26 protein-coding genes are annotated in these 25,775 nt (G+C 71.2%); 17 read left to right on the top strand and 9 right to left on the bottom strand.

Annotated elements, in window-relative coordinates; genetic code table 11:
* Positions 1–118 precede the first annotated feature (118 nt).
* The 8 genes from wecB to AB0I98_RS32060 all read left to right on the top strand — a co-directional run bounded on the left by wecB (position 119) and on the right by AB0I98_RS32060 (position 9,494).
* The gene (wecB, locus tag AB0I98_RS32095; RefSeq protein WP_362948084.1) at positions 119–1,207 is read left to right on the top strand and encodes a UDP-N-acetylglucosamine 2-epimerase (non-hydrolyzing); all 1,089 of its coding nucleotides are present in this window, start codon (positions 119–121) and stop codon (positions 1,205–1,207) included.
* Positions 1,200–1,853 (top strand): class I SAM-dependent methyltransferase, encoded by a 654-nt coding sequence (locus AB0I98_RS32090; protein WP_362948082.1) that lies wholly within the window; start codon positions 1,200–1,202, stop codon positions 1,851–1,853. The genes wecB and AB0I98_RS32090 overlap by 8 nt, the downstream gene beginning before the upstream one ends.
* Positions 1,850–3,664: a hypothetical protein gene (locus AB0I98_RS32085; protein ID WP_362948081.1), complete on the top strand. Its 1,815-nt coding sequence runs from the start codon at positions 1,850–1,852 to the stop codon at positions 3,662–3,664. The genes AB0I98_RS32090 and AB0I98_RS32085 overlap by 4 nt, the downstream gene beginning before the upstream one ends.
* Entirely contained in the window at positions 3,661–5,850 is a 2,190-nt protein-coding gene (locus tag AB0I98_RS32080; RefSeq protein ID WP_362948079.1) for a glycosyltransferase, read from the top strand. The genes AB0I98_RS32085 and AB0I98_RS32080 overlap by 4 nt, the downstream gene beginning before the upstream one ends.
* A gap of 5 nt (positions 5,851–5,855) precedes the next feature.
* Positions 5,856–6,563 (top strand): methyltransferase domain-containing protein, encoded by a 708-nt coding sequence (locus AB0I98_RS32075; RefSeq protein ID WP_362948077.1) that lies wholly within the window; start codon positions 5,856–5,858, stop codon positions 6,561–6,563.
* Positions 6,564–6,634: 71 nt separating this feature from the next.
* Entirely contained in the window at positions 6,635–7,255 is a 621-nt protein-coding gene (locus AB0I98_RS32070) for an L-threonylcarbamoyladenylate synthase (RefSeq protein WP_362948075.1), read from the top strand.
* Positions 7,256–7,370: 115 nt separating this feature from the next.
* Positions 7,371–8,126 (top strand): dienelactone hydrolase family protein, encoded by a 756-nt coding sequence (locus tag AB0I98_RS32065; protein WP_362948073.1) that lies wholly within the window; start codon positions 7,371–7,373, stop codon positions 8,124–8,126.
* A gap of 171 nt (positions 8,127–8,297) precedes the next feature.
* Positions 8,298–9,494 carry a glycoside hydrolase family 64 protein gene (locus AB0I98_RS32060; protein ID WP_362948071.1) on the top strand — a complete coding sequence of 399 codons (1,197 nt, stop codon included), beginning with the start codon at positions 8,298–8,300 and terminating at the stop codon, positions 9,492–9,494.
* Here AB0I98_RS32060 and AB0I98_RS32055 read toward each other — a convergent pair.
* A complete protein-coding gene (locus AB0I98_RS32055; protein ID WP_362948069.1) occupies positions 9,472–10,329 on the bottom strand; it encodes an NAD(P)H-binding protein in 858 nt (285 codons plus the stop codon). The genes AB0I98_RS32060 and AB0I98_RS32055 overlap by 23 nt on opposite strands.
* Entirely contained in the window at positions 10,329–10,748 is a 420-nt protein-coding gene (locus AB0I98_RS32050) for a nuclear transport factor 2 family protein (protein WP_362948101.1), read from the bottom strand. Before AB0I98_RS32050 ends, AB0I98_RS32055 begins: the two co-directional genes overlap by 1 nt.
* Before the next feature lie 97 nt (positions 10,749–10,845).
* Here AB0I98_RS32050 and AB0I98_RS32045 point away from each other — a divergent pair, with 97 nt between their 5' ends.
* Positions 10,846–11,433: a TetR/AcrR family transcriptional regulator gene (locus AB0I98_RS32045; RefSeq protein ID WP_362948067.1), complete on the top strand. Its 588-nt coding sequence runs from the start codon at positions 10,846–10,848 to the stop codon at positions 11,431–11,433.
* Positions 11,434–11,454: 21 nt separating this feature from the next.
* Here the strand turns inward: AB0I98_RS32045 and AB0I98_RS32040 are convergent, their stop codons facing one another.
* Positions 11,455–12,435, bottom strand: coding sequence for a WYL domain-containing protein (locus AB0I98_RS32040; protein WP_362948065.1), 981 nt, complete (start codon positions 12,433–12,435; stop codon positions 11,455–11,457).
* Between the two features lie 118 nt (positions 12,436–12,553).
* Between AB0I98_RS32040 and AB0I98_RS32035 the strand changes: the two genes are divergently transcribed.
* The 6 genes from AB0I98_RS32035 (at position 12,554) to AB0I98_RS32010 (ending at position 18,027) form a co-directional block, all read left to right on the top strand.
* Entirely contained in the window at positions 12,554–12,979 is a 426-nt protein-coding gene (locus AB0I98_RS32035; RefSeq protein WP_362948064.1) for a VOC family protein, read from the top strand.
* A gap of 79 nt (positions 12,980–13,058) precedes the next feature.
* Positions 13,059–13,187, top strand: coding sequence for a hypothetical protein (locus AB0I98_RS32030; RefSeq protein ID WP_362948062.1), 129 nt, complete (start codon positions 13,059–13,061; stop codon positions 13,185–13,187).
* Positions 13,188–13,195: 8 nt separating this feature from the next.
* Positions 13,196–14,377 (top strand): winged helix DNA-binding domain-containing protein, encoded by a 1,182-nt coding sequence (locus AB0I98_RS32025; RefSeq protein ID WP_362948061.1) that lies wholly within the window; start codon positions 13,196–13,198, stop codon positions 14,375–14,377.
* 92 nt (positions 14,378–14,469) lie between these two features.
* Positions 14,470–15,354, top strand: coding sequence for an MHYT domain-containing protein (locus AB0I98_RS32020; RefSeq protein WP_362948060.1), 885 nt, complete (start codon positions 14,470–14,472; stop codon positions 15,352–15,354).
* 58 nt (positions 15,355–15,412) lie between these two features.
* Positions 15,413–16,915: a metallophosphoesterase gene (locus tag AB0I98_RS32015; RefSeq protein WP_362948058.1), complete on the top strand. Its 1,503-nt coding sequence runs from the start codon at positions 15,413–15,415 to the stop codon at positions 16,913–16,915.
* 80 nt (positions 16,916–16,995) lie between these two features.
* Positions 16,996–18,027, top strand: a complete 1,032-nt coding sequence (locus AB0I98_RS32010; RefSeq protein WP_362948057.1) for an LLM class flavin-dependent oxidoreductase — start codon at positions 16,996–16,998, stop codon at positions 18,025–18,027.
* 2 nt (positions 18,028–18,029) lie between these two features.
* On the opposite strand, the gene AB0I98_RS32005 is transcribed toward AB0I98_RS32010, so the two are convergent.
* Positions 18,030–18,983: a TauD/TfdA family dioxygenase gene (locus tag AB0I98_RS32005; protein WP_362948055.1), complete on the bottom strand. Its 954-nt coding sequence runs from the start codon at positions 18,981–18,983 to the stop codon at positions 18,030–18,032.
* A gap of 137 nt (positions 18,984–19,120) precedes the next feature.
* Here AB0I98_RS32005 and AB0I98_RS32000 point away from each other — a divergent pair, with 137 nt between their 5' ends.
* On the top strand, positions 19,121–20,032 hold the full coding sequence (locus AB0I98_RS32000; protein WP_362948053.1) for a helix-turn-helix domain-containing protein: 912 nt from the start codon (positions 19,121–19,123) through the stop codon (positions 20,030–20,032).
* Entirely contained in the window at positions 19,968–20,765 is a 798-nt protein-coding gene (locus tag AB0I98_RS31995; RefSeq protein ID WP_362948051.1) for a DUF4440 domain-containing protein, read from the top strand. Before AB0I98_RS32000 ends, AB0I98_RS31995 begins: the two co-directional genes overlap by 65 nt.
* A 9-nt stretch (positions 20,766–20,774) precedes the next feature.
* Here AB0I98_RS31995 and AB0I98_RS31990 read toward each other — a convergent pair whose 3' ends face one another.
* The 5 genes from AB0I98_RS31990 to AB0I98_RS31970 form a co-directional block, all read right to left on the bottom strand.
* Positions 20,775–21,464: a response regulator transcription factor gene (locus AB0I98_RS31990; RefSeq protein ID WP_362948049.1), complete on the bottom strand. Its 690-nt coding sequence runs from the start codon at positions 21,462–21,464 to the stop codon at positions 20,775–20,777.
* On the bottom strand, positions 21,461–22,849 hold the full coding sequence (locus AB0I98_RS31985) for a HAMP domain-containing sensor histidine kinase (protein ID WP_362948048.1): 1,389 nt from the start codon (positions 22,847–22,849) through the stop codon (positions 21,461–21,463). The genes AB0I98_RS31990 and AB0I98_RS31985 overlap by 4 nt, the downstream gene beginning before the upstream one ends.
* Before the next feature lie 112 nt (positions 22,850–22,961).
* Positions 22,962–23,453 carry a hypothetical protein gene (locus tag AB0I98_RS31980; RefSeq protein ID WP_362948046.1) on the bottom strand — a complete coding sequence of 164 codons (492 nt, stop codon included), beginning with the start codon at positions 23,451–23,453 and terminating at the stop codon, positions 22,962–22,964.
* A gap of 193 nt (positions 23,454–23,646) precedes the next feature.
* On the bottom strand, positions 23,647–25,101 hold the full coding sequence (locus tag AB0I98_RS31975) for a SulP family inorganic anion transporter (RefSeq protein WP_362948044.1): 1,455 nt from the start codon (positions 25,099–25,101) through the stop codon (positions 23,647–23,649).
* An 8-nt stretch (positions 25,102–25,109) separates the two neighbouring features.
* Positions 25,110–25,688, bottom strand: a complete 579-nt coding sequence (locus tag AB0I98_RS31970) for a carbonic anhydrase (protein WP_362948042.1) — start codon at positions 25,686–25,688, stop codon at positions 25,110–25,112.
* Between the last annotated feature and the right edge of the window lie 87 nt (positions 25,689–25,775).

Raw genomic sequence — 25,775 nt, 5'->3', positions numbered from 1 at the left:
GCCCGGACGGGGTCCTGGCGCAACTCGCCCCAAGCCACGGAGGCAGCCAGACTGAGAGCACGGGGGACATGACGTGACATACCGGCACATTAGGTCGACCGAGCGGAGAACCGACACCATGACCGGCCGCATACTCCATGTCGTCGGCGCCCGGCCCAATTTCGTCAAGGCGGCGCCGGTGGTCGCCGCCCTGCGCTCGGCCGGATGCGAGCAGGTGCTCGTCCACACCGGGCAGCACTACGACGAACGCCTGTCGGACGTCTTCTTCCGGCAGCTGGGCCTGCCCGCACCGGACACCGACCTCGGCGTCGGCTCCGGCAGCCACGCCCGGCAGACCGCCGAGCTCCTGGTGGCGCTGGAGACCGAACTGACCGCACGCGCACCCGCCCTCGTCCTGGTCTACGGCGACGTGAACTCCACCCTGGCCGGTGCCCTCGCCGCCGCCAAACTGGGCATACCGGTCGCGCATGTGGAGGCGGGCCTGCGCAGCTTCGACATGACGATGCCGGAGGAGGTCAACCGACGCCTGGTGGACCAGCTGGCCGAGCTGCTGTTCGTCACCAGCCCGGAGGCCATCGGCCATCTCGCCCGCGAGGGAATGGACGTGGACCGTGTCCATCTCGTCGGCAACCCGATGATCGACACCCTGCTCACCCATCTGGACCTGTTCGACCCGGCCGCCGCGCGTGCCGCTCACGACGTCCCCGAGCGCTATGGCGTGGTCACGCTGCACCGCCCCTCGAACGTCGACGACCCCGAAGCGGCCCGGGCCGCCGCCCTCGTCCTGACCGAGGCGGCCCGCCACCTCGACCTCGCCGTGCCCCTGCATCCGCGCGGCCGGCAGGCGCTGGAGGCGGCGGGCCTCTGCGGCGCTCCCGGCGTGCATGTGCTCGAACCGCTGGGATACGTCGAGTTCATGAGCCTGGTGAGGGGAGCCGCCGCGGTGATCACCGACTCCGGCGGCGTTCAGGAGGAGACCACCATCCTGGGCGTGCCGTGCCTGACCCTGCGCACCACCACCGAGCGCCCGGTCACCGTCACCGACGGCACCAACCGCCTAGTCGGGCACGCCGAGTTGATTCCCGCGCTGCGCAAGGCGCTGGACGGCGAGCAGACGGCGCGCGGAGAGGGCCCGCCGCTGTGGGACGGCAAGGCGGGCGCCCGGATCGCCCGGATCGTCACCAGGTGGCTGGATCACCATGACTGACCGCGCAGCCACCCGGACGGCGGAACGCGCCCGCGCGTACTGGGACTCCCGCCACCGCGAGCACGTCGGCCTCACCTCCGGCGGTCACATCGGCCTCGATCACGCCGGCAACGAGATCTTCTACGCACAGCGGCTCGGCACCCTCCTCACCCTGATCGGCGACCTGTCCAGCCCGCGGGCACCGCTGTTCGTCCTCGACGCGGGGTGCGGCAAAGGGCACTTCGCCCGCGCACTGGCCCGCTGCGGCCACCGCGTCGACGCATTCGACGTGAGCGCGGAGGCCGTGACCCACGCCCGCGCCGACGGCGGCGGCCCGCGGTACGCGGTGGCTTCGCTCGCCGACTGGCGCAGTCCCTGGCCGTACGACGTCGTGCTCTGCGTCGACGTGCTCTTCCACGTCCTCGACGACACGGAGTGGTCCGCCGGACTGCGCAACCTCGCCTCCCTGGTCCGCCTCACCGGCCGGCTGATCGTCACCGACGAGGACATCGGGGAGCGCAGACCGCGCGGTGACTACATCGTCCACCGCCCGACGGCCGCGTACCGCGCGGAGCTCGAACCCCTCGGCCTGCGGCACACCCTGTTCGAGCCGTACGACTTCCGCGAGAACGAGGTCGGCTTCCACGTCTTCACAAGGACCCGATGATGCGCCTGACCGATCTGCTCCACCCCCACCTGGACGGCGTCACGACCGTCGTCGACGCCACCACCGGCGGTGGACTGAACCTGGCGCCCTATCTGCACCTGCCGGACGGCGTCGCGCTGCGCGCGGCTGACGAAAGCCCCGTGGAGGCGGGTGAGTTGGTGCTGCTCTCGTACGGCCCGGACCCCGCTCTGCACGGCACCGAGGCGGACTGTCTCGCCGTCCTGGAGCGGATGCCGCCCAGTGGGCGCGGACTCATCGTGTTCGGTCACCCCGCGCCCGAACTCCCCTACCACCGCCTCCTGGACGCCCTGGTCACCCGGCGCTGTCAGGTGCTGCGCGCCGTCCCGCTCGACTATGTCCACCTCCGTGCGGGCGCCGTGTTCGCCCGCACGGACGAACTCCTGCCGCCGCACGACTGGTTCGGGCGACCGGCACCGTCCGAGGGCCTGCCCACGGCACTGCGGACGGCGAACGAGTACGTCCTCGCCGACCTGGTCTCCCGGTCCCTGCGGGCCCGCGTCCTGGACCTGGAGAAGGAGGTCGAGGAAGCGGAACACGGTGCCGGAGCCCGGCAGGACGGGCTCGCCGACCGGCTGGCCGCCGCCGTGCGGGAGCGGGAGCAGCTGGCGTCCGCGCTGCGCGGGGCCCGCGAGCGGGTCGATGTGCTGCAGGCGCGGGTGGCCATGCTGGAGGGCTCCACCTCGCTCCGGGTCGGGCGGGCGCTGGTGACGGCGGCCCGTTCGCCCGGCCGGGGGACGGCGCGGCTGCCCCGGGAGCTGTACGGGATGTGGCGGGGGCGGGCGAAGTCCCGGCCGCATCCGGCCGGGCGGAGTGCGCCGGGGACCGCGATGCCGGAGGTGCTCGACGGCCGGTTCCACCTCGCCCACCGTGCCCTGTCCTCGGCTCCGCGTGACCGCCTGGTCGTCGCCGGCGTGCTCACCGACCGCACAGCCGAGGACTTCGCGGCGGACGCCGTGGTGAACCGTCTGCTGCCGCACGACGGGCGTCTGCTCGTGCGGCGCACCGATCCGGACGCCGTCGTCGTACAGCTGAGCGCCTGCACGGGCGACGGCCCCTGGTCACCGGCGGGCACCGGCCTGGCGCCGGACCTGGACCGGCAGCTGGCCGAACTCCTCACCGAGGCACGGGCGTTGGGCCGGGCGGCCGTCCTGTGGCGGGACGCTCCCGCGACCGGCGCCCCCGGCCTGGCGCAGTTCGCCTGGGACGCCGTGCTGGATACGGACACCGGCGTACGGCTCTCCCGCCTCGACCCGGAGAGGTGCGGGCGGGACGGGCTCCGGGAGGCGTTCCTGCAAGACAGCACCCGGGTACGGCTGGCGGAGCTGGCGCGGCGGGTCGGCGGCCCGGACCCGCTGGCCGCCCGGCGCGTCGCCGTGCTGGCCGCGCCCGGCGACCGGGACGAGGTGGCACGGCTGGTCGGCCAGGTACTGGGGCAGATCCATCGGCCCGCCGAGGTCGTCGTTCCCTGTCCGGCGGACGGCGTCCTCGACGAGCTGACCGGCGCCGGTGTGACCGTCCGGGAAGGGCCGCCCACCGCGCCCTGGGTCGCGGACTGGACCGACCTGTCCGTGGACCGTCCGGACACGCTGCTGCTGGACCTGATGTGCGCCCAGGAGTACTCCGGCGCCGACGCGGTCGGGCACACCGGGGCCGACGACGACTACCTCTTCGTACCGTCCCTGACCCCGCTCCTCGTCCGCCGGTCGCTGCATCTCGCCGGTGCACCGCCCGAGGACTGGCTGGCCCTGGGGTACCGCCTGTTCGCCGTGCACGGGAAGGAGTCGTCATGAGCCGTACGCCACGTGCCCTCGTCTACGGCGATGTGGACCTCAACCTCATCGACGGCTCCGCGGTGTGGGCCCAGTCGACGGTGGAGGCGCTGTCGGCAGCGGGCTGCGCGACCCGGCTGGTCCTCAAGGCTCCTGTGCGCACGGGCCGGTTGATCGACCCGATCGCCGGGCTGCCCGGGGTCGCGGTGGTCCGACCGCACGAGGACCGGTTGCTGTCCTCCGCGGACGACCGCCCCCTGTCGCCGGTGCAGGCTTCGCGGGTGCTCGCCCTGCTCGACCAGGACGACCCCTGCGATCTGCTGGTGCTGCGCGGCCGTCGGCTGGTCACGCGCATGGTCGCCGACGGGCACTTCGACGGGCGGATCTGGGCCTACCTCACCGACATCCCGCAGTCGCCCGCCGAGATGACGGAACAGGCCCGGGAAGACCTCACCCGTATCGCCGAAGCGTCCGCGCGACTGCTGTGCCAGACCGAGGAGTTGCGCTGCTTCCTGGAGACCTGGGTGCCCGAGGCCTGCGGTCGCTCTCTGCTCAGCCCGCCGGCCGTGCCCGACCCCGGCTTCACCGTGCCGGAACACGACCGCCCGCACGACCCCTTCCGCCTCGTCTACACGGGCAAGTTCGCGCCCCGCTGGAACACCCTTCCCATGACCCGGCTGCCGGCGCTGCTCGCGGAGCGGGGCATCCGAGCCGAACTGCACACCGTGGGCGACAAGATCCACCACGACCCCGCCCATCCGGACTTCCGGGCGGCCATGGCACGGGCCCTGGACGGCGCCGCCCCCGGCGTCACGCACCACGGCGGGCAGCCGCGTGCGGAGGCCATGCGCATCGCCGCCGACTGCGACCTGGGCCTGGGCTGGCGCGACACCGTCCTCGACGCCAGTCTCGAACTGTCCACCAAGGTCCTGGAGTTCGGCGCGCTCGCGCTGCCCGTCGTCCTCAACCGCACGCCCGCCCACGAGGCGCTGCTCGGCGAGGACTACCCGCTCTTCGTGCCCGGACGCGCCGAACTCCCGGATGCGGCCGAAGCCGTCGCCCGTGCCGTGCGCGAGCCCGAGTCCCGGCTGCTGGCGGCCGACCGCTGCCGTCAGGCCGCCCGCCAGTACACGCTGCGGGGTGCGTCGGAGCGCTGGCGTACCCACCTCGACCGGGCCTTCCCGTCCATGCCGGCCGCCGTCACCCGTCGGTCGCGACCGCTGCGGGTCGGGGTCGCGGGCCACGACCTGAAATTCCTCACCCGGCTCCTCGACCACTTCCGCGCCCTGCCCGGCCTGGAGGTACGGCTGGACAGCTGGCCCGCGCTGGCCCGCCACGACCCGGCGGCCAGCCGGGAACTCGCCGACTGGGCCGACGTGATGGTCGTCGAATGGTGCGGTCCGGCCGCCGTCTGGTTCAGCCGCCACAAACGGCGCGGCAGCCGGCTCATCGTCCGGCTGCACCGGTTCGAACTGGACGCCGACTGGCCGCGGCAGGTCGACATCGACGCCGTCGACCGGGTGGTGTGCGTCAGCCCGTACTACGCCCGCCGCACCCGGGAGGTCACCGGCTGGCCCGAGTCCAAGATCACCGTCATCCCGAACTGGGTCGACACCGGCCAACTCGACCGTCCCAAGACGCCCGGCGCGCACTTCCGGCTCGGCATGATCGGCATCGCGCCCAGCCGCAAACGCCTCGATCTCGGCATCGACGTCCTGGAGAAGCTGCGGGCCCATGACCGGCGCTGGCATCTGTCGGTCAAGTCCAAGCCGCCGTGGGAGTACTGGTGGATCTGGAACAAGCCCGAGGAACGCGAGCACTACGACGCCGTACTGCGCCGGATCCAGACCGCGCCGCTGCTCGAAGGGGCCGTCGTCTTCGACACGTTCGGGCCGGACGTGGCCAACTGGCTCCGGCGCGTCGGGCATGTGCTGTCCACCAGCGACGACGAGAGCTTCCACCTCTCCCCCGCCGAGGGCATGGCCTCAGGCGCCGTACCCGCGCTGCTGCCGTGGCCGGGGGCGGACGAGATCTACGACCGGCGCTGGATCCACGACGGCCCGGAGGCGATGGCGGAGGCGATCGCCGAGCTCGGGGAACCGGAGCCCTGGCGGTCCGCCGGGGAGCTGGCCCGCACCCAGGTACGGCAGGAGTTCTCGCTGGAGCGGGTGGCCCGGACCTGGACCGACCTTCTGGTGAGCGGGTGACGCGCATGGCCACCCTGTGGGAGCTGATGCGGGACTGCATCCCCGGCGACCATGCCCGCCAGGTGACCTCGCGCCACTACCTCGACGAGGCCATGCGCTCTCCCGGCGCCCCCGACAGAGTCATCGATCTCGGGTGCGGGCGCGGCACCTCGGCCCGGCTGTTCCGCCGTCACGATCCGAAGGTGCGGTGGGTGGGGGTCGACATCCGCGACTCGCCCGAAGCGGCCCAGCGGTCGCCCGGAGACGACCCGGTGGTGTATTACGACGGCTTCCGCCTGCCCTTCCGTACGGACGGCGTTCCGCTGATCTACTCCCACCAGGTCTTCGAGCACGTCGCGCGCCCGCGCGAGTTGCTCGCCGAGATCGGCCGGGTACTGCGGCCGGGCGGACTGTTCATCGGCAGCACCTCACAGCTGGAGCCGTACCACTCCTACAGCCTGTGGAACTACACACCGTACGGATTCCGGGTCCTGGTCGAGGAGGCCGGGCTGACCCTGGAGGAGGTGCGGCCCTCGCTCGACGGGGTGGCCCTGATCATGCGCACCTACCACGGCCGCCCGTCGGAGTACGGCCGGTACTGGGAGGAGGAGTCCCCGCTCAATGCCGAGATCGACACCTGGGCACGCCGAAGCCGCCGCCGAACGGCCCTGGTCAACCTCCGCAAGCTCACCTTCTGCGGCCAGTTCGCGTTCCGCGCCCGCAAGCCGGGGTGAGCGGCGGCCGACGGCACCGCCGAGTTCCGAGCCTGCGCCGACACCGTGACGCGACCGCATAAGCTCGGCGGATGGCGAAGTACTTCGACGTGCACCCCGACAACCCCCAGCCGCGCACCATCGCTCAGGTCGCCGACAGCGTCCGCTCAGGTGCGCTGATCGCTTACCCGACGGATTCCTGCTACGCGCTCGGCTGCCGGCTGGGCAGCCGGGACGGTATCGAGCGGATCCGTACGATCCGCCACCTGGACGACCGGCACCACTTCACCCTCGTGTGCGAGGACTTCGCGCAGCTGGGCCAGTTCGTGCGTGTCGACAAGGACGTGTTCCGCGCGATCAAGGCGTCGACGCCCGGCAGCTACACCTTCATCCTCCCCGCGACGAAGGAGGTGCCGCGCATGCTCCAGCACCCGAAGAAGAAGACCGTCGGTGTGCGCATCCCCGATCACGTGGTCACCCAGGCCCTCCTCGCCGAGCTGGGTGAGCCGCTGCTGTCCAGCACGCTGCTGCTGCCCGACGAGGACGAACCGATGACGCAGGGCTGGGAGATCAAGGACCGGCTCGACCACATGCTGGACGCGGTCGTGGACTCCGGGGACTGCGGCACCGAGCCGACGACGGTCATCGACTTCTCGGGCGGTGAGGCCGAGATCGTACGGCGCGGGGCGGGCGACCTCGCCCGGTTCGAGTAAGAAGGCGGTGAGGATCTCCCACGGGTCGCCTTAACCGTGCGTGCAACGATGGCCCAGGCCGGACGCTCGCACGGACCGGCCCCGCCGACTCCCCACGCAGAGAGGCAGCCCCGCCATGACCGCCGTACAGGGAACCACCGTCGACATCCCCACCGAGGACGGCACCGCTGACGCCTACCTCAGCCACCCCGGCGCCGGGGGCCCTCACCCGGCGGTCCTGCTGTACATGGACGCCTTCGGTCTGCGTCCGCGGCTGAAGGCCATGGCCGACCGGCTGGCCGAGGCCGGTTACACGGTGCTCGTGCCGAACGTGTTCTACCGTCATGGGCGTGCGCCGGTCGTCGAGTTGCCGGAGTTCATCGACGTCACGTCGCGTCCGGCGGTCTTCGAGCGCCTCGGACCGATCATGCAGTCCCTGACGCCCGACCGGGCGATGGCGGACGCCGGCGCCTATCTGCGCTGGCTCGCCGACAGCCCGGCGGCGGCCGACGGACCGGTCGTGCTCACCGGGTACTGCATGGGCGCCGGTCTGGCTCTGCGCACCGCCGGCACCTATCCGGAGCGGGTCGCGGCGGCGGCCGGTTTCCACGGCGGGCGGCTGGCGAGCGACAGCCCGGACAGTCCGCACCTGGTGGCCGAACACATCACCGCCGAGGTGTACTTCGGCCACGCCGACGAGGACCCGTCGCTGCCTCCCGAGCAGATCCAGCGTCTCGAGGACGCGCTGACCGCGGCCGGCGTGCGCCACCACTGCGAGGTCTACGCCGGCGCTCACCACGGGTTCACGCAGGCCGACACGTCCGCGTACGACCGCGAGGGAGACGAGCGGCACTGGGCGGCGCTGCTCGACCTGCTCAAGCGCACCTTCTGAGGGCCTCGCCCGGGTCACCCTTCCCAGAGACGGCGGCACGCGCGCGTGCCGCCGTTTTCTGTGCCAGTTGTTGACATGCCCGCGCCGCGGCGCAACGCTGAGAGCGCTCTCAGAATAGGTACAGACCAGATCGGCAGCCCCCTCAAGTGACCCCACACACGGAGGTGGAGAGTGCTACGACGTCCAGCCCCCCGATTCCCGGCCCTGGCCGCGACGGCCGCCCTGCTCGGCGCGCTGTTCGTGTTCGGCGCACCGTCGCCCGCACAGGCGGTGCCCGACACGATCCCCTTGAACATCACCAACAACTCCGGCCGCGGCGAGCCGGTCTACGTCTACAACCTCGGCACCTTGCTGACGACGGGTCAGCAGGGCTGGGCGGACGCGAACGGCACGTTCCATGCGTGGCCCGCAGGCGGCAACCCGCCGACGCCCGCGCCGGACGCGTCCATCGCCGGACCGGCCGCGGGGCAGTCGAAGACGATCCGGATCCCCAAGTTCTCGGGGCGGATCTACTTCTCGTACGGACAGAAGCTCGATTTCAGGCTGACGACCGGCGGATTGGTGCAGCCGGCCGTACAGAACCCGAGCGACCCGAACCGCAACATCCTCTTCAACTGGTCCGAGTACACACTCAACGACTCCGGGCTGTGGCTCAACAGCACCCAGGTCGACATGTTCTCCGCGCCGTACGCGGTGGGCGTCCGGCGCGCCGACGGCAGCACGAGCACGACCGGGCACCTCAAGTCGGGCGGCTACAACGCGGTGTTCAACGGACTGCGCGCACAGTCGGGCGGCTGGGCCGGGCTGGTGCAGACGCGTTCCGACGGCACCGTGGTCCGGGCGCTCTCTCCCGGTCACGGGGTCGGGAACGGGGCCCTTCCGGCGTCCGTGATGGACGACTACATCAATCGCGTCTGGCAGCGGTACGCCACGTCGACCCTCACCGTGACGCCGTTCGCCGACCAGCCGAACACCAAGTACTTCGGCCGGGTCTCGGGCGGGGTCATGAACTTCACCAGCGGCTCCGGGGCCGTCGTCACCAGCTTCCAGAAGCCGGACGCGGACAGCGTCTTCGGCTGCCACAAACTGCTCGACGCGCCCAACGACCAGGTGCGCGGGCCGATTTCACGGACCCTGTGTGCGAGCTTCAACCGTTCCACGCTGCTCGTCAACCCGAACCAGCCGGACACCTCGTCGGCGAACTTCTACCAGGACGGGGTGACCAACCACTACGCCCGGCTCATCCATGGCCAGATGGCCGACGGGAAGGCGTACGCGTTCGCCTTCGACGATGTGGGCCACCACGAGTCACTCGTCCACGACGGCAATCCGCAGCAGGCGTATCTCACGCTGGATCCGTTGAGCTGAGCGCCGCCAGCTCGGCGTGGGCACGGAAGGTGCGGGGCGCACGCCCGGTGATGCGCTGAACGGTGTCGGTGGTGTGGTCCTCGGCACCGTCGGCGATGGCTCTGTCGAGGCCGGCCAGGAAGGTCGCGTACTCGGCGGGCACGGTCGTCGCCAGGCGGTCGCGCAACTGCCCGTACGCCAGGTGCCGGTGGGTGACCGGGCGCCCGGTCACCGCCGTGAGCGTGGCCGCGATGTCGCTGTGGCTCAGCGCCTCGGGGCCGGTGATCAGGAGGTCGGTGTTGGGCGCGGGGTCGTCGGTCAGCGCGTGGGCGGCGACCGCGGCGATGTCGTCGGCGTCGACGAAGGCGACGCGTCCCTCACCGGTCGCCGTCCAGAGCGTGCCGTCCGCGCGGATGCTGTGCGCGTGCACGTGATCGCCGGTGAAGTTCTGCATGAACCAGGAAGGCCGCAGGACCGCCCACTCCTCGAACAGGCCGGGCAGGGCCTGGTGTATCTCTCCGGTGGCCGGGCCGCCCGCGGGAACCGCCGAGGAGCTGAGCAGCACGGCGCGACGCACTCCGGCGGTGCGCGCCTGTTCCAGGAAGGGCAGCACGGTGGCGGCGGGTGCCGTCGAGCCCGGCGGCGGCACGAGATAGACGCGGTCGACTCCGCTGAAGGCATCCGCGAAGGTCGTGGGGTCGTACCAGTCGAAGCGCACGGCCCGGGCGCCGTCGACCGCGGTGGCGGTGCGGCTCGCCGCCACCACTCGGTGGTTCCGGGCGGCGAGTCGGGAGACCAGGCGGCTGCCGGTGGTGCCGGTGGCTCCGATGACCAGCGTGTGGGCGGGGACGTTCATCAGGCCGCACTCCGGGCGAAGTCGGCCGCGCCGTCCTGCGGCAGGGCGAGCGGATTCCAGTAGTCGCGGTAGCGGGTGATGCGGCCGTCCTCGACGGTCACGACGGCGATATAGGTCATGTCGAAAGGGTCTCCGCTCTTCACCAGCCGCCCGGTGCCGCGCATCTCGACGACGACGGTCGTGGGCTCGGTGGTCTGGTGGATCTTCAGCGAGGGGAAGTCGTGGAGGTCGATGTGCTCGGGGTAGTCGCGCATGTAGTCGGCGACGGCGGCCTTGCCTTCCAGCCGCCGCGGCCAGCCCTCGGGGGCGAAGGGGAACTCCATGACACCGTCGTCGGCCCACAGGTCGACCCAGGCGGGGATGTTCTTGTCGAGCAGCAGGGTGAGGCCGTGGCGGAAGAGGTCCGCCAGGGAGCGCAGGGGTGGGCATGAGGACTCCGTCCAGTAGAATACGGACCCCGGGTCCGCTTCTTCAACGATACGGACTCCGGGTCCGTTTTCGCAAGAGAGGACTCCCGTGCCCGAGCGCAAACCCCGGGTGGACGCCGCCCGCAACCGCGAGGCCGTACTGGCGGCGGCCGACGCGCTGTTCGCCGAGTGCGACAGCCCGGACGCCGTGACCATGGCCGACATCGCGGCCGCGGCCGGGGTGGGCAAGGCGACCCTCTTCCGCGGATACGGCGATCGCACCGGCCTGATTCACGCGCTCTACTCCGCCCGCCTGGAACCGCTCCGGCAGGCCGTGACCGACGGCCCCCCTCCCCTCGGCCCCGACACCCCACCGGCTCAGCGGATCCCCGCTCTGCTGGACGCCCTGCTCTGCTTCAAGCTGGACCACCGGCACCTGTCGCTGGCCTTGGAGGGAACGGGTTCCGACAGCCCGTACCAGGCCGCGCACTACGAGTGGTGGCACGGCGTCTTCCGGGACGTGCTGGACCGGCTCCCGGGCTTCATCGGCGGCGACTTCGCCGCGCATGCACTGCTGGCGGCCGTACGCGCGGACCTGGTCGCCCACCTGGCCGACCGGCGGAACATGTCACGTGAAGTACTGCGGGCGGAGCTGGCCGCCTACACCGCGAAAGTCCTTAAGGGCCGGGCGAGTTGAGAATCCACACCGTGGGTCCGGTCAACGTGTCGTAGCGCTCGCGGCGTCGGCATACCGGCGGGCCAACCGGGCGAAGGCGTCCTGGAGTTCGGCCGGGCCGACGACCTCGATGTCGGCGTCGAACCTGCCGATGGTGGCGGCGAGGGCAGGCCATGACCAGGAGCCCAGGACGAGCCGGCAGCGGTTCGGGGTGAGTTCCTCGACCACTCCGTCGATGGTGTGGCGGGACACCTCGGCGGCGGGCAGGCCGAGGATCACTTCGCCGCGGCACGGCCAGTCGCCGGAGCCGTCGGAGCCGCGGAACCTGTCGGCGACGAAGGCGGCCACATCGCCACCGGGCACGTCACGCGGGGTGAAGCGAGGCCCCGTGGGGGTGCGTGGCGTGATCCGGTCGGCGCGGAAGGTGCGCCAGTCCTCGCGGTCGAGGTCCCAGGCGACGAGGTACCAGCGCCCGCCCCAGGTGACGAGGTGATGGGGCTGCACCCGGCGCGGAGGAGCCGCGCCGGGTGCGGGTGCGGAGGTGTAGTCGAAGCGCAGCACTTCGCGGGCGTGGACGGCCGCACCGAGTGCCATGAGCACAGTGCTGTCGACCTGTGGTGCCGGGCGGGACGTTGGGCGCTCGATGGCGGTGACCTGGAGCGTGTCAATACGGCGGCGCAGCCGCGCGGGCATGACCTGGCGGACCGTGGTCAGCGCGCGTGCCGCTGCTTCCTCGATACCGGCGCCCGTGGTGATCGCGATCTGGAGCGCGACGGCGAGGGCGACGGCCTGGTCGTCGTCGAACAGCAGCGGGGGTAGCTCCGTGCCCGCTTCCAGCCGGTATCCGCCGTCGGGTCCCTTGAACGCCACGATGGGATAGCCGAGTTCACGCAGCCGGTCGACGTCGCGGCGCACCGTACGGGGGCTGACGTCCAGCCGCTCGGCGAGCAGCTCCCCCGGCCAGTCCCGGCGTGCCTGGAGCAGCGAGAGCAGCGACAGCAGTCGCGCTGAGGTCTTCTGCATGGTCCCCATGGTGCCCGGAGAAGCGGCCACATCCTGTCCGCTTCTGCTGCGACGGTGGTCACCGAGCGGGGCCGAGCGAGCCGATGCTCACCACCGATCGAGAGGCAAGGAGCCAGTCATGTCCGTCAACGCTGTGACCCACCTGAATTTCCGAGGTGACGCCCGCGCGGCGCTCACGTTCTACCAGTCCGTGTTCACCGGGCACATGGTCATGGTCACGTACAAGGACGCCGGGAACGTCAAGGACCCGTCAGAGGCGGACCAGGTGATGTGGGGCCAGGTGGCCGCCGACAGCGGTTTCCGCGTGATGGCGTACGACGTTCCCTCCCACCTGCCGTGGAACCGTGGCGAGAACGCGTTCTTCGTCTCACTGCGCGGCGAGACGGCCGAGGAGATCACGGTGTACTGGGAGAAGCTCTCCGACGGCGCAAAGATCGTGCAGTCGCTGGAGCCCGCGCAGTGGGCGCCCCTCTACGGGATGCTGACGGACCGGTTCGGCGTCACCTGGGTCGTGGACGTCGCCACCGAGTACAGCGCGTCCTGACCGGTTGAGTCCGGGCGGCGGATCTCCGCCGCCCGGGCAGACCCATCCTCCACACGACGACAACGACAAGGACGCAGCAATGAAGACGCGCGCACCGGGCCGCACCGCAATCCAGAACCTTCTCGACGACGCGGTCCTCGACCGGATCGACGAGATCGTGGCGCCCGGAAGCGACCTCGGCCCGGTCGACGAGCGCGCCGCGGCGTGAGGCGTCGGATGGCCGTTCTCGACACCCGGGCGTTGAATCGCGCGACGCTCGCCCGGCAGTTGCTGCTCGATCGCGCCGACCTGCCGGTCCTCGACGCCGTGGCGCATCTCGGCGGTCTGCAGGCGCAGGAACCGCAGGAACCCTTCGTCGGACTCTGGTCGCGGCTGCGCGCGTTCGACCCGACGATGCTCTCGGACCTGCTGACGGGGCGGCACGTGGTGCGCACCCATCTCATGCGGCGCACCGTCCACCTGGTCACCGCCGACGACGCCCTCGCCTGGCGGGCCCGCCACGACGCCATGCTGCGCCAGCGGGTACTCGGGGTCTACCGGCGCGAGCTCGACGGGGTGGATCTCGACGAACTGGCGGCGGCGGGGCGGGCGGTGATGGCCGACGGCGAGCCCCGTTCCATGACCGAGCTGGCGCGGGCGCTGGCGGAACGCTGGCCGGCGCCGGGGCCGCGGGCGCTGGGCGAGATGGTGATCGCCGCGCTCGTCCCGATGGCGCAGCTGCCGCCGCGGGGGCTGTGGCGCACGAAGGCGGGAGTGCGCAACGTCCCGCTGTCGTCCTGGCTGGGCCGCGAGATCGACTCGACGTCCCCGGACGGCTCCGATCCGGTCGGCCAGCGGCTCGTACGGCGTTATCTGGCCGCGTTCGGCCCGGCCGCCTCGGCCGACCTGCGTGCCTGGTGCGGGCTGGCCGGGCTGCCGGCCGCGGTCGCCGCCTCCCGCGAGGAACTGGTCTCGTTCCGCGACGAGCGGGGCCGTGAGCTGCTGGACCTCCCCGACGCCCCGCGTCCCGACCCCGGCACGCCCGCCCCGGTGCGTTTCCTGCCGGCGTTCGACAACGCCATTCTCGGCTACCACGACCGCAGCCGGATCATCGACGACGCCCATCGTGGCCTGTCGGTCGCGGGCGAGCGCGTTGTCCTGGTCGACGGCCGGGTTGCCGCGACCTGGAACGTCAGGGACAGCACCGTGACGGTCACTCCACTGCGTCCCCTCTCAGGGGCCGACCGCGCCGCCGTCTCCGAAGAGGGGCGGGAACTGGCCTCGTTCCTCTCCGACGGCGACAGCCACCGCGTCCGGATCGACGTGCCCCGAGCACCGCACCGGCTGGACGGAAAGCGGGGTCGATGGCCGGTTTTCGACCCCGCGTCACCTCATTCGACTGGCCTGTTTCAGAGTTAACCCGCGAACCACCGGTAAGGGCTTGCTATTGCGTGCCCTTCACACGTAGACCTTCCTTCACAATAACCGTGGCTCTGGGGGGAGTTCGGAATATGGAAGGCACGGTAGACGGGTTCCGCTATGGCGCGGTGACCCCGGTGGCGGCTTATGTCATGGCCTGCCTGGGAGGGGCGCTGGGACTGCGCTGCATCGTCCGGTCCCTGCTCAACGAAGTGTCGTGGAAGCCGGGTTGGCTGGCGCTGGGCGCCGCGTCGATCGGCTGCGGCATCTGGACGATGCATTTCATCGCCATGATCGGCTTTCAGGTCGAGGAGACCCGGATCGGCTATGACGTGGGCCTGACCGTCCTCAGTCTCGCCGTCGCCATTGTCGTGGTCGGTATCGGCGTGTTCATCGTGGGCTACCGCGGCGCCAGCAAGGCCTCGCTGTCCGTCGCGGGCGTCATCACCGGTCTCGGGGTCGCCGCGATGCACTACTTAGGCATGGCGGCGATGCGGCTCAACGGCAGCATCCACTACGACGTCTTCACCGTCGTCCTTTCGGTACTGATCGCGATCTTCGCCGCGACCGCGGCACTGTGGGCGGCGGTCAGCATCCGGGGCTTCGTCGCCAGCCTCGGTGCGAGCCTCGTGATGGGCGTGGCCGTGTCCGGGATGCACTACACGGGCATGGCCGCCGTGGGTGTCCATCTCCACGGCAACCCCGACGCCTCCTGGGCCGGCGACTCGCCGCACTCCCTGCTGCTTCCCATGCTCCTGGGGCCGTTCATCTTCCTCGTACTGGCCGGAGTGGTGGTGATGTTCGACCCGCTGCTGGTACTGGGCGACGGCGATTGGAACCACGGGCCGCGTAAGAAGGCCGCCGACCCGCCGAAGCCCGCGGCAGCGCACCCGGACCCCTTCCCCGAAGCCCAGGACGGCCCCGTATGGCGTCGCCCGCAACCCGAGGCGACACCACCCAGCCGCCACCAGTGGTGAACACACTGGGCCCGCATGCCCGAACTGACCTCTCCTAGATCATTGCTACGGTTCACCGGTGTCTGACTCTTCACGCGATACCGCCGAAGGCGCCGGCTGGGGCAGCGCCGAACCCGGCCTGTACCAGCGGCTGATGCCGTCCAAGGTCGAGAAGATCTCGTGGCTCGACCCGAGAATGCTGTGGGCCGCCCGCAACGGTGTGCTGGCCTCCTGGTTCGGCGACCCGACGGGCGGGACGCGCAGCCGGTGGGTGGCGCAGCGGGCGGCGGCCGGAGTGCCCGCCGACAAGGTGATCCGGCGCGACGATCCGGACCGGTTCTCGTTCCTGGTGATCGGCGACACGGGCGAGGGCGACGACCCCCAATACGCTGTCGTGCCGGGCCTGTTGAAGGTGGGGCAGGACACGCGTTTCGCCGTCGTGGCCAGCGACGTGATCTATCCGGTGGGCAGCGCCGACGACTACGGCACCAAGTTCTTCCGCCCGTACCAGGACTACCAGGCGCCGATCTACGCGATACCCGGCAACCACGACTGGTACGAAGACCTCGCCGCCTTCATGCGCGTCTTCTGCGACGACGCCCCGCCCCTCACTCCCGAGCCGCGGCCCCGCCCGTTCAGCCGGGCCCGGCTGCGGTCGCTGCTGTGGCACCGGCCGCGCCCGAAGGACGGCCAACGCCTCGCCGAGGCCAGGAAGTTGCGCTCCTCCGCCGCCCAACAGGCCGCCCAGCCGGGCCCGTACTGGGCGATCGACGCCGGACCGGTGCGGATCATAGGCATCGACACGGGCCTGCTCGGAACCGTCGCCGCCGAACAGGGCGCCTGGCTGCGGGAAGTGTCCCAGAGCCCCCGCCCGAAGATCCTCATCACCGGCTCGCCCCTCTACGTGGACGGCAAACACGAACCTTGCGCGATCGACGGCGGCGGCACGGTCGACGACATAGTCCGCGATCCGGCCCACCACTACGTCGCGGCGATCGGCGGCGACATCCACAACTACCAGCGCTACCCGGTGCCGGTGGACGGCCGCACCATCCAGTACGTCGTCGCGGGCGGCGGCGGTGCCTTCATGCATGCCACGCACACCATCCCGCGCGTCGACATCGCGAAGGTCACCGAGGAGGAATTCCGCTGCTATCCGCTGCGCGGCGACTCCCTGGCCTTCTACAGCAAGCTGTACGGGCGCCGACTGCGCCTGCGCCGCTTCTTCACCCTCACCGAGGCCGAGGCGACGGCCGTCGTCGCCGAGCGGCTGGAGTTCCGGCCGGGGCGCTCTCCGGCGCCGGACGCCCGTATCACCTGGCGCACCCGCCTGGTCGCCGGCCTGCTGGGCACCGGGCGCCGCCCCGACCGGGCAAAGCGGTTCCGTCTCCCCGTACGGAAGATCTACACGCAGTTGTTCTCGCCGAGCTCGGCGACGTACAGCCCGCCGTTCTTCAAGTGCTTCCTGCGCCTGGACGTCACCCCGGAGTCGGTACGGCTGCGCTGCTACGCCGCGACCGGCAACCGGGCCCAGGAGACCGACCCGCCGGTCGAGGACGAGGTCACGATTCCGCTGGTCTGAGGCCCGGAGACTGGAACACCGCCGGGCGCGATCCGGTTGTCATCGCGGTACGAGCTGATCGACGAACGCTGGAGGATCCCGTGCCGCCGACCTCACGTCCCCTGCGCAAGCTCGGGTTCCTGACCATCGGGCTGTTCGACGAGGCCGACCCGCGCCGGGGACACGAGTCGACCCTGGAGATCATCGAGCTGGGCGAGCGGCTCGGCTTCGACAGCGCGTGGGTGCGCCACCGCCATCTCCAGTACGGCATCTCCTCCCCCGTCGCCGTCCTGGCCGCCGCCTCACAGCGCACCCGCCGCATCGAACTCGGCACCGCGGTCATCCCGCTCGGCTGGGAGAACCCGCTGCGGCTGGCCGAGGACCTGGCGACCGTCGACCTGCTGTCCGGCGGCCGTCTCAACCCGGGTGTCAGCGTGGGCCCGCCGATGCACTACGACCAGGTCAAGGAGGCCCTGTATCCGGACACGGCCGACACGGAGGACTTCGGCTACGAACGGGTGCGGCGGCTGCTGGACTTCGTACGCGGCAAACCGGCCACCGACTTCAGCGGGGTCGAAGGATTCGAGGTGTTCTCGGAGCGCGTGCAGCCGCATGCCCCAGGCCTGGGCCGCCGACTGTGGTACGGCGGCGGCAGCCTCGGATCGGCGCGGTGGGCGGGCGAACACGGCATGAACTTCCTCACCAGCAGCGTCGTCAAGGCCGAAGGGCCTGATGAGCCGGCGGACTTCGCCGAGATCCAGCTTTCTCACGTGCGCGCCTTCCGCGCCCACCACCCCAACGGCGACGACGCCCGTGTCTCCCAGGGCCTCGTCGTCATCCCCACCGACTCGGCCACGCCCGAACAGCGCGCCAGATACGAGGAGTACGCCGACCGGCGCACCCCTCGTACGACATCACCGCAGGGCCCGGCCCGTCTGATGTTCGCGCCCGACCTCGTCGGCACCAGCGCGGAGATCGCCGAACGGCTGCACGCACACGCCGCGTTCCGCGAGATCGACGAGGTCGCGTTCGCGCTGCCGTTCACCTTCGAGCACGAGGACTACGTGCAGATCCTCACGGACATGGCGACGAAGCTCGGCCCGGCGCTGGGATGGCAGCCGAACACCGGCTGACCTCACCAACGCCCGGGCTGGGTACCGACGATGGGCTCGGACGGCTTGCCGTCCACGCCGACCGGTACGTCACCGGCCAGCATCACCCGGTGCATGATCCGCGGGGAACCGAGGTGGACGTTGTCGCTGGGCGCCAGGTGGATGGTGGCCCGGTTGTCCCAGAAGGCGACGCTGCCCGGCTCCCAGCGGAAGCGGACCGTGTACTCGGGCCGGACCGCCTGCTCAAGCAGCATGTCCAGGATCGCCCGGCTCTCGGCGCGGGAGACGTCCGTGATCTGCTCCAGGTAGTAGCCGTTCACGAACAGCACCCGCTCCCCCGTCTCCGGGTGGACACGCACCAGCGGGTGTACCGACGCGACCTGATGATCCAGCAGATGCCGGACATACGCGTCGTCGCCCGGCCGGGGCTGATATCCGACGCCCAGCCGGTGCTCGGCCCTCAGCCCGTCCACGAACTCCCGGACCGGGGCGGACAGTCCGGCGTACGCGGCCGCCAGGTTGGACCACGTCGTGTCGCCCCCGTACGGCGGAACCGTCTCGGCGCGCAGGATCGTCGCGGCGGGCGGGTCGACACGGGCGCCGTGGTCGCAGTGCCAGCCGCGCAGCAGGGTGTGCCGCCGGCGCCGCAGCCATTCATCGTGCTCCATGCCGAAGCGTCCGCCGAGTTCCAGGCGGTCGGCAGTCGTCTCGATCTCCGGGACGTCGGGCGGCGAGGCCTTCCCCCGCCGCCCGAGCACGACGAGCTCCCCGAATCGCCGCGCGAACGCCACATGTCCGGCGTGATCCAGTTTCTGTCCGCGGAAGAACACCACCTTCCAGCGCAGTACGGCCGCCCGGATCGCGGCGACTTGGGCGTCGTCCACGTCCCCGGCCAGGTCGACACCTGTGATCTCGGCTCCGATGTGACCCGCGACGGGGTTCACCTCGATACCCGCCGTGGTCCTGTCCGTCGTCATACGCGCTCCGGTGATCGCCGACATCAGCTACGCATCAGAGGGTGACAGCCGATCCCCGCAGGGGCCACCACGGCGCCTGACGCACCCCCGGCGAAGCTCGGCTCGTATGCCTTCGGGAGGGCTCGTATGCTTTTGGGATGGCGGAGCCGTACGAGGAGTGGGTGGCAGCCGCACCGGCGCCGCCGCTGCGGCCGTTCATCGAGCGCTACTGCGGCTACCGGCTGACGGGGTTCCCGCCGGCATTGCACCGGGGGTTGCCCTCGCGGCACATGACGTTCGTCGTCAGCATCGGCGACGACATCGACGTGGTGACTCAGACGGATCCGGCGCAGTCTCCGCAGCGCTACGGATGCGTGCTGAGCGGCCTCCAGGCTTCGGCGGCGCTGATCTCTCATAGGGGCGACCAGGAGGGAGTGGCGGTCGAGCTCACCCCTCTCGGCAGCCGGGCACTGTTCGGCATGCCCGCGGGTGAGCTGTGGAACGTCTCCGTCGAGCTCGCGGATGTGGTCGGGGCCGTCGGCCGCGAGCTGTGGGAACGGCTCCAGGACACCGCCGGATGGGAGGAGCGGTTCGCCGTCTGCGACGCTGTCCTCGGCCGCCTGGCGGGTGACGGCGGGCCGGCGCCGGAGCTGCGGTTCGCGTGGGAAGCGGTGGTCGCCTCCGGCGGAGAGGTGTCGGTCCGTGACCTGGCCGACGAGACCGGGTGGAGCCGCCAGCACCTCGCCCGCCGGTTCCGCGGCGAGTTCGGTCTGACGCCGAAACTCGCCGCCCGGGTGGTGCGGTTCGAGCGAGCCCGGCAGATGCTGCGGCTTTCGCCGCCGTTCGTGTCGATCGCCCAGGTGGCGGCGGTGTGCGGGTACTACGACCAGGCGCATCTGAACCGGGACTTCGCCGCGCTGGCGGGGTGCACGCCGACCGAACTGCTCGCGGGAGATGTTCCATCCGTCCAAGACCACCCCGGTGGCCCTGGGTCATCGTTGCCGCATGACCACAACCACGAACACAACGACCACCACAACCGCCGTCTGGCCGTGCCTCACCTACCGTGACGCGCGCGGCGCGATCGCCTTCCTGACCGACGTTTTCGGCTTCCGCGAGACCGCGGTCCATGCCCGAGAGGACGACCCGTCGATCGTGGAACACGCCGAGCTGCGCCGACCGCACGGCGGTGGCGTGATGCTGGGCACCGCCGCCAAGGACGAGTCGGCCTGGGGGCGACGCGCGCCGGGCAACGACGCGGTGTACGTCGTGTGCGACGAGCCCGAAACGCTCTTTGACCGAGCCGTCGCCGCCGGCGCCGAGATCGTTCGCGGCCTCCGCGACGAGGACTACGGCTCACGCGGCTTCACGGTCCGCGACATCGAGGGCAACCTGTGGAGCTTCGGCACCTACCGGGGCGAGGGCGCGGAGCCGAAGGCCGATCGCGAGACCTTCGCCGCCCTGCTCAACGACTGGGCCGCCGCCATCGTCGCCAACGACGCCGAGGCGATCGGGCGCTTCGCCACCCCGGACTGGGTGCTCATCGCCACCAACGGCATCACACCGGGCTCGACGTTCCTCGAGTTGGTCGCCGCCGGCGACCTGACCCACGACACCATGAACCTCAAGGTGGAGCGCGTGGCGTCGCTGTCCGACACGACGGTGCTGGTGACGACCCGTGGCACCAACAGCGGCGCCTTCCGGGGCGAACCCTTCACCGCGGACGAGTGGGCCACCGACGTGTTCGTGTGGGACGGCGAGCGGTGGCGGTGCGCGCTGACCCAGCTGACGTCGGTCGACTGACTCGGCCCGTCACGCGAGGTCGTCCCCCTCCAGGCGGTAGCCCTGTCCACGCACCGTCGCGATCCTCGACGCACCCAGCTTGCGGCGCAGGTAGCGGACGTACACGTCGACGACGTTGGAGCCCTCCGACGCCTCATAGCCCCAGACGACCGAGAGCAGGTCCTCGCGGCCCAGCACGGTGCCGGCGTTGCGCATGAGGTGTTCCAGCAGGGCCGCCTCCCGCGCGCTGAGCTGGATGATGCGGCCGTCTACATAGGCCTGGCGGGTGCGGGTCTCCAGGGCGATGCCGGCGCGGCGCAGGACGGAGCTGTCGGTCTCGCGGAGGCGTAGGCGGAGGCGGACCCGGGCGAGGAGTTCGTCGAAGCTGAAGGGCTTGGTCATGTAGTCGTCGGCGCCGCCCTCGAGGCCGTGCACCGTGTCGGCGACGGTGTCGCGAGCCGTGAGGATGATGACCGGCAGGGCGGCGGCCGCCGCGCGGAGGCGGCTGACCACGGTGAAGCCGTCCTCGCCCGGCAGTCCGATGTCCAGAACCATCAGGTCGTATCGGCCCGACATGGCCGCGCGCCGGGCCGCCTCCCCGTCGGTGACGACGGTGGTGCGGAAGCCATGGGCGGTGAAGCGTTCCGAGAGGTAGGAGGCGATGTGGGCCTCGTCCTCTGCTATGAGGAGGTGTCGGCGGGCGTTTCTGCTCCGGCTCATGGTTTCGGGGGGCCGCCGTTCAGGGCGTGGGTGACGTACGGGATGCGCAGGGTGAACCGCGCTCCGCGGCCCGGGCTGCTGTCCACGTCGACCTCGCCGTGGTGCGCCTCGGCTATGGCCTTGACGATGGCGAGTCCGAGGCCCGCTCCGGTCCTGCCGCGGCTGCCCTCCGCCCTGGTGAACCGCTCGAAGATGCGTTGCTGGTCGGTGAGCCGGATACCGGGGCCGGTGTCCTTGACCCACAGTTCGACCAGGTCGGGTCCGGCCCGGCCGCCGATCCAGATCCGGCCGTGTTCCTCGGTGTGCTGAGCGGCGTTCTGGGCCAGTTGGATCATGGCCTGGGTGAGGAGCTGGCGGTCGGCGTGCAGGGTGTCGCGGTACGGGTTCTCCGCGAAGTCGAGGAGCCAGCGGCGTTCGGCCAGCGCGGCGGCTTTGACGTAGACCTCCTCGATCAGTTCGGAGAGGGAGAGGTCCTCGGGGCGCAGGGCGTCCGGGCGGCGGGCCTTGGCCAGCATGAGGAGTTCCTCCGCCATGCGGTGCATGCGGTGCAGCTCGTCGGTGACGACCGCGACCGTCTGGGCGCGGTCCGCCGGGTCGTCGGAGAGGGTCTCCAGCTGACTGAGCACGATGGTGATGGGGGTGCGCAGTTCGTGGCCCACATCGTTCATGAACTGCCGTTTGGTGGAGAAGGCGTCGTCCAGACGGTCGAGCATGTCGTTGAAGGTGCTGGCCAGTTGGCCGATCTCGTCGCGGTCCTGGGCCGGAATGCGGCGGGTGATGTCCGATTCGTGGATCGAGCGGGCGGTGTCCCGCAGGAGCCGCAGCGGAGCGACGATACGGCTGGCGAAGATCCAGCCGACGCAGGCGGAGAGCAGCATGGCGCCGAGCCCGAGATAGATCTGGATGCGGATCGACTCGTCGATGTGGTCGCGCTCCTGCTGGGTGAAGGTGGCGATGACGAGGACGCCCCGCGCGGAGTCGCCCGCCACCGAGACGGGCACGGCCACGAACCGTACGGCGCCCGCCGTGCTCCGCGCGTCCCCGTAGGAGGGCGCGCGGGCCGTGGCGGCCCTGTCCATCAGGGCGCGGTCGGTGTCCAGGCGGGCCGGCGGTACCTCGGCGGAGCGGCGGTACGGTGTCCCGTCGACCAGAGTGATCTGGGTCTGGCCGTGTTCCGGTATGGCGCCCTGAAGGTAGGCAACGAAGAGCTCACGGACTCCGCCGGAGCCCGGCCCCGCGCCTGCCGCGCTGTCGGCCGCGAAGTCCCGGAACCCGTCGATGTCATGGGCGAGTTCACGATCGACGCGTTCGTTCAGCCGAGCGGTGAGGATGAACGATTCCGCGCCGGTGAGGCTCGCCAGGGTCAGTCCGACGAGTACCAGCATCCGCCCGAGCAGACGCGTGCGGATCGACCGGAGCGGGTGACGTCCGGTCCCGCGCGTGGCCTGCCGCGGCGGGCGCCCGGTCGGGCCGGCCGCCGGCTGCGGCGGTGCGGGCTCAGCCGTCCTCGCCGGAGTCGTCGTCGCCTCCGTCGTCATCTCCCTCGCCTCCGTCGTCGGACGCGGACGCACTCGGGGTCACGGAGACGGCCGTCGCCTCGGGCGTGCCCGCGGTGGTCGTGTCGTCGTCAGCCTCCGTCCCGGCCTGGGCGGGGGGCTTCGGGGACACGGGCTGCGCGGAGGGCGACCGGTCGGCGTCCTCGTAGTCGCTCCCGGCATCGACGGTGGGGGCGACATCCTCCATGTCGTCCCCGTCCTCGTGCCAAGGCTTCTTCGTCGCGCTCGGGGACGGTGACCGCGGCGCGTCGTGCTCCGTCGCTCCATCGCCCGGGGATGCCTCGGAGCCCGTCGCCGGGGCGGGGTCGGTGCGGCCGACGACGACGGGACCGCCGAGATCGGGTGGCGGCGCCTGATGAGCACCGGCGACGGGGATGCCGACGACCAGTACGGCACCCACGGTGAGGGCGGCGACACGCTGGCTGCGGGTCACGCGGATACGACCTCCTCGGTGTTCTCGTGTTCTCGGCCAGGGCCTTCCGGCGTCGGGCTCAGCCTGAAGAGGTACCAAGGGGGCCCGGCCGCGGCACTCTCGCCGTATGGCCTGCTCTTGAACTTTGTGTGCGCGACCTGCGACAACGGTGTGCGGGGGCGGCATCCCGTACGGCGCCGCCCCCGCACCACGCTCAGACGGGCATGGTGACCCGGGCCCCAGCGGTGCCGGCCGCGCCGTGCCGTTCCGCCCAGTTCTCCAGGGCGGTACGGCAGGCGTGGTCGAGGTGGTGCACCCGGGACAGGCTCAGCTCGACGGGGCGGTCCTGCGGGATCGCCTCCAGGGCGTCGAGGATCTTCGGCAGCCGCAGGAAGGTCGCGTTGCCGCTCAGGTGGGCCTGCACGGGACCCGCGCCCTTGTCGACGATCTCCAGCTTCACGTGGGACGCCTCCCAGGCCGTCTTGGCCACGGCGAGCGCGAGGCCGATCAGTACGCCCTCGAACATGCTGATCGCGACGATCGACACCGCGGTGACGACGAGGATCACGGCCTCGCCGCGGTGTCCGCGCCACAGGGCGACGAGACCCTTCACGGGGATCAGCTTGAAGCCGGAGTAGACCAGGACGGCGGCGAGCGCCGGGATGGGGATGACGCCCAGCGCGGCCGGGAGCAGCGCCGCGAACAGCAGCAGCCAGGCGCCATGCATGACCCGGGAGGCCCTGGTTCGCGCACCGGCCTGGACATTGGCGGCGCTGCGCACGATCACCGCCGTCATCGGCAGCGCCCCGAGCAGCCCGCAGACCGTGTTGCCCACGCCCTGAGCCATCAGCTCCTTGTCGTACTCGGTGCGCGGACCGTCGTGCAGCCGATCCACGGCCGCCGCGCTGAACAGGCTCTCCGCCGAGGCGATCAGCGTGAACGCCAGGACGGTGCTCACCACCCCGATGTCCGCCAGGTCCGCGAAGGCGGAGGGCGCGGGCGGCTGGATCGCCGAGACCAGCCCTTCCACAGTCACCTTGGTGACGGGGAGCGCGAACGCCAGCGAGACGGCGGTGGCGAGCGCGACGGCCGCGAGCGGTCCGGGCACGAGGCGCACCTTCTTCGGCAGCCTCGGCCACAGCACGAGTACGGCGATGGTGCCCACGCCCAGCAGCAGCGACGCCACGGCCGGTCCGGAGCCCAGCGCGTCGGCGAACATCTCCGGCAGCCCGGCGATCTTGTCAAGGCCGGAGGAGGGAGCCTTGCTCCGGGTCATCGCGTACAGCTGGCCCGCGATGAGCACCAGCCCGATTCCGGCGAGCATGCCCTCGACCACGGCGACGGAGATGGCCCGGAACCAGCGGCCCCAGCGCAGCGCCCCCATGCCGAGTTGCAGCAGACCCGTGGCCAGAACGATCACGCCCAGCGTGCCGAGCCCGTGTTCGTGCACGGCCTCGAAGACCAGCACGGTCAGACCAGCGGCCGGGCCGGACACCTGGAGGCTGCTGCCGGGCAGCATGCCCGTGACGAGACCGCCCACGATCCCGGTGACGATGCCGAGTTCGGCCGGCACGCCGGAGGCGACGGCCACGCCGACACACAGCGGCAGGGCGACCAGGAAGACGACGACGGAGGCGGCGAAGTCCTGCTTGAAGTAAGCGGTGTTCATCGGATGCCTCACAGCGCCTCGAAGGAGTCGGATTCGGCCCGGTATGCCAGCACGCCGCCGGTGTGGACCTCGTAGAACCAGGCGTGGACCCGCAGTTCCTCGTCCCTCAGGCGGGGCTCGACGCACGGGTACGACATCAGGCGGAGCATCTGCCCCAGCACGTGGTGCTGGACCGCCTCAGCGACTTGCGGGTCGTCCGACGCGCCGACCGGCTGCCGGGCGGCATGGCCGAGCCAGTCGCGCACCGCCGGTACGGCCGACAGGTCGTCGCCGCGGACCAACGCGCCGACCGCGCCGCAGTGGGAGTGCCCGCAGACCACGATGTCGCGGACCCCGAGCACCTCGACGGCGTACTCGATCGTCGCGGCCTCGGAGGTGGGACCCGCGTCGTACGGCGGGACGATGTTGCCCGCCGTACGCAGTTCGAAGAGCTCACCCGGGCGGGCACCGGTGATGAGCGAGGGGACGACCCGGGAGTCGGAGCAGGTGATGAAGAGGGCGTACGGCGACTGCCCCGCGGCGAGTCTGCCCAGTTCGGTGCCTTGGGAGCCGGCGAAGGTGCGTGCGTGTGCGATGAAGGGTTGCATGTCAGTTCCCTCGTGAGGAGAGGTGTCACTGGCAAGGGGCGGCAGTGGCGCGCCGTTGAGCCACTGCCGTCGTGCATGGGGGGTGGG

Source organism: Streptomyces sp. NPDC050211 (genome assembly GCF_040656035.1).
Taxonomy (GTDB): Bacteria; Actinomycetota; Actinomycetes; order Streptomycetales; family Streptomycetaceae; genus Streptomyces.
This window is presented reverse-complemented; position numbering and strand designations above follow the sequence as displayed.

Bases quoted from the DNA above. Each gene is read 5' to 3' on its own strand.
- AB0I98_RS32025 (WP_362948061.1), top strand. From the start codon at position 13,196: ATGGCCGTTCTCGACACCCGGGCGTTGAATCGCGCGACGCTCGCCCGG.
- AB0I98_RS32070 (WP_362948075.1), top strand. From the start codon at position 6,635: ATGGCGAAGTACTTCGACGTGCACCCCGACAACCCCCAGCCGCGCACC.
- AB0I98_RS32055 (WP_362948069.1), bottom strand. From the start codon at position 10,329: ATGAACGTCCCCGCCCACACGCTGGTCATCGGAGCCACCGGCACCACC.
- AB0I98_RS32030 (WP_362948062.1), top strand. From the start codon at position 13,059: ATGAAGACGCGCGCACCGGGCCGCACCGCAATCCAGAACCTTCTCGAC.
- AB0I98_RS32005 (WP_362948055.1), bottom strand. From the start codon at position 18,983: ATGACGACGGACAGGACCACGGCGGGTATCGAGGTGAACCCCGTCGCG.
- AB0I98_RS31970 (WP_362948042.1), bottom strand. From the start codon at position 25,688: ATGCAACCCTTCATCGCACACGCACGCACCTTCGCCGGCTCCCAAGGC.
- AB0I98_RS32065 (WP_362948073.1), top strand. From the start codon at position 7,371: ATGACCGCCGTACAGGGAACCACCGTCGACATCCCCACCGAGGACGGC.
- wecB (WP_362948084.1), top strand. From the start codon at position 119: ATGACCGGCCGCATACTCCATGTCGTCGGCGCCCGGCCCAATTTCGTC.
- AB0I98_RS32040 (WP_362948065.1), bottom strand. From the start codon at position 12,435: ATGCAGAAGACCTCAGCGCGACTGCTGTCGCTGCTCTCGCTGCTCCAG.
- AB0I98_RS31975 (WP_362948044.1), bottom strand. From the start codon at position 25,101: ATGAACACCGCTTACTTCAAGCAGGACTTCGCCGCCTCCGTCGTCGTC.
- AB0I98_RS32080 (WP_362948079.1), top strand. From the start codon at position 3,661: ATGAGCCGTACGCCACGTGCCCTCGTCTACGGCGATGTGGACCTCAAC.
- AB0I98_RS32035 (WP_362948064.1), top strand. From the start codon at position 12,554: ATGTCCGTCAACGCTGTGACCCACCTGAATTTCCGAGGTGACGCCCGC.
- AB0I98_RS32075 (WP_362948077.1), top strand. From the start codon at position 5,856: ATGGCCACCCTGTGGGAGCTGATGCGGGACTGCATCCCCGGCGACCAT.
- AB0I98_RS32090 (WP_362948082.1), top strand. From the start codon at position 1,200: ATGACTGACCGCGCAGCCACCCGGACGGCGGAACGCGCCCGCGCGTAC.
- AB0I98_RS32000 (WP_362948053.1), top strand. From the start codon at position 19,121: ATGGCGGAGCCGTACGAGGAGTGGGTGGCAGCCGCACCGGCGCCGCCG.
- AB0I98_RS32085 (WP_362948081.1), top strand. From the start codon at position 1,850: ATGATGCGCCTGACCGATCTGCTCCACCCCCACCTGGACGGCGTCACG.
- AB0I98_RS32020 (WP_362948060.1), top strand. From the start codon at position 14,470: ATGGAAGGCACGGTAGACGGGTTCCGCTATGGCGCGGTGACCCCGGTG.
- AB0I98_RS31990 (WP_362948049.1), bottom strand. From the start codon at position 21,464: ATGAGCCGGAGCAGAAACGCCCGCCGACACCTCCTCATAGCAGAGGAC.
- AB0I98_RS31995 (WP_362948051.1), top strand. From the start codon at position 19,968: ATGACCACAACCACGAACACAACGACCACCACAACCGCCGTCTGGCCG.
- AB0I98_RS31985 (WP_362948048.1), bottom strand. From the start codon at position 22,849: ATGCTGGTACTCGTCGGACTGACCCTGGCGAGCCTCACCGGCGCGGAA.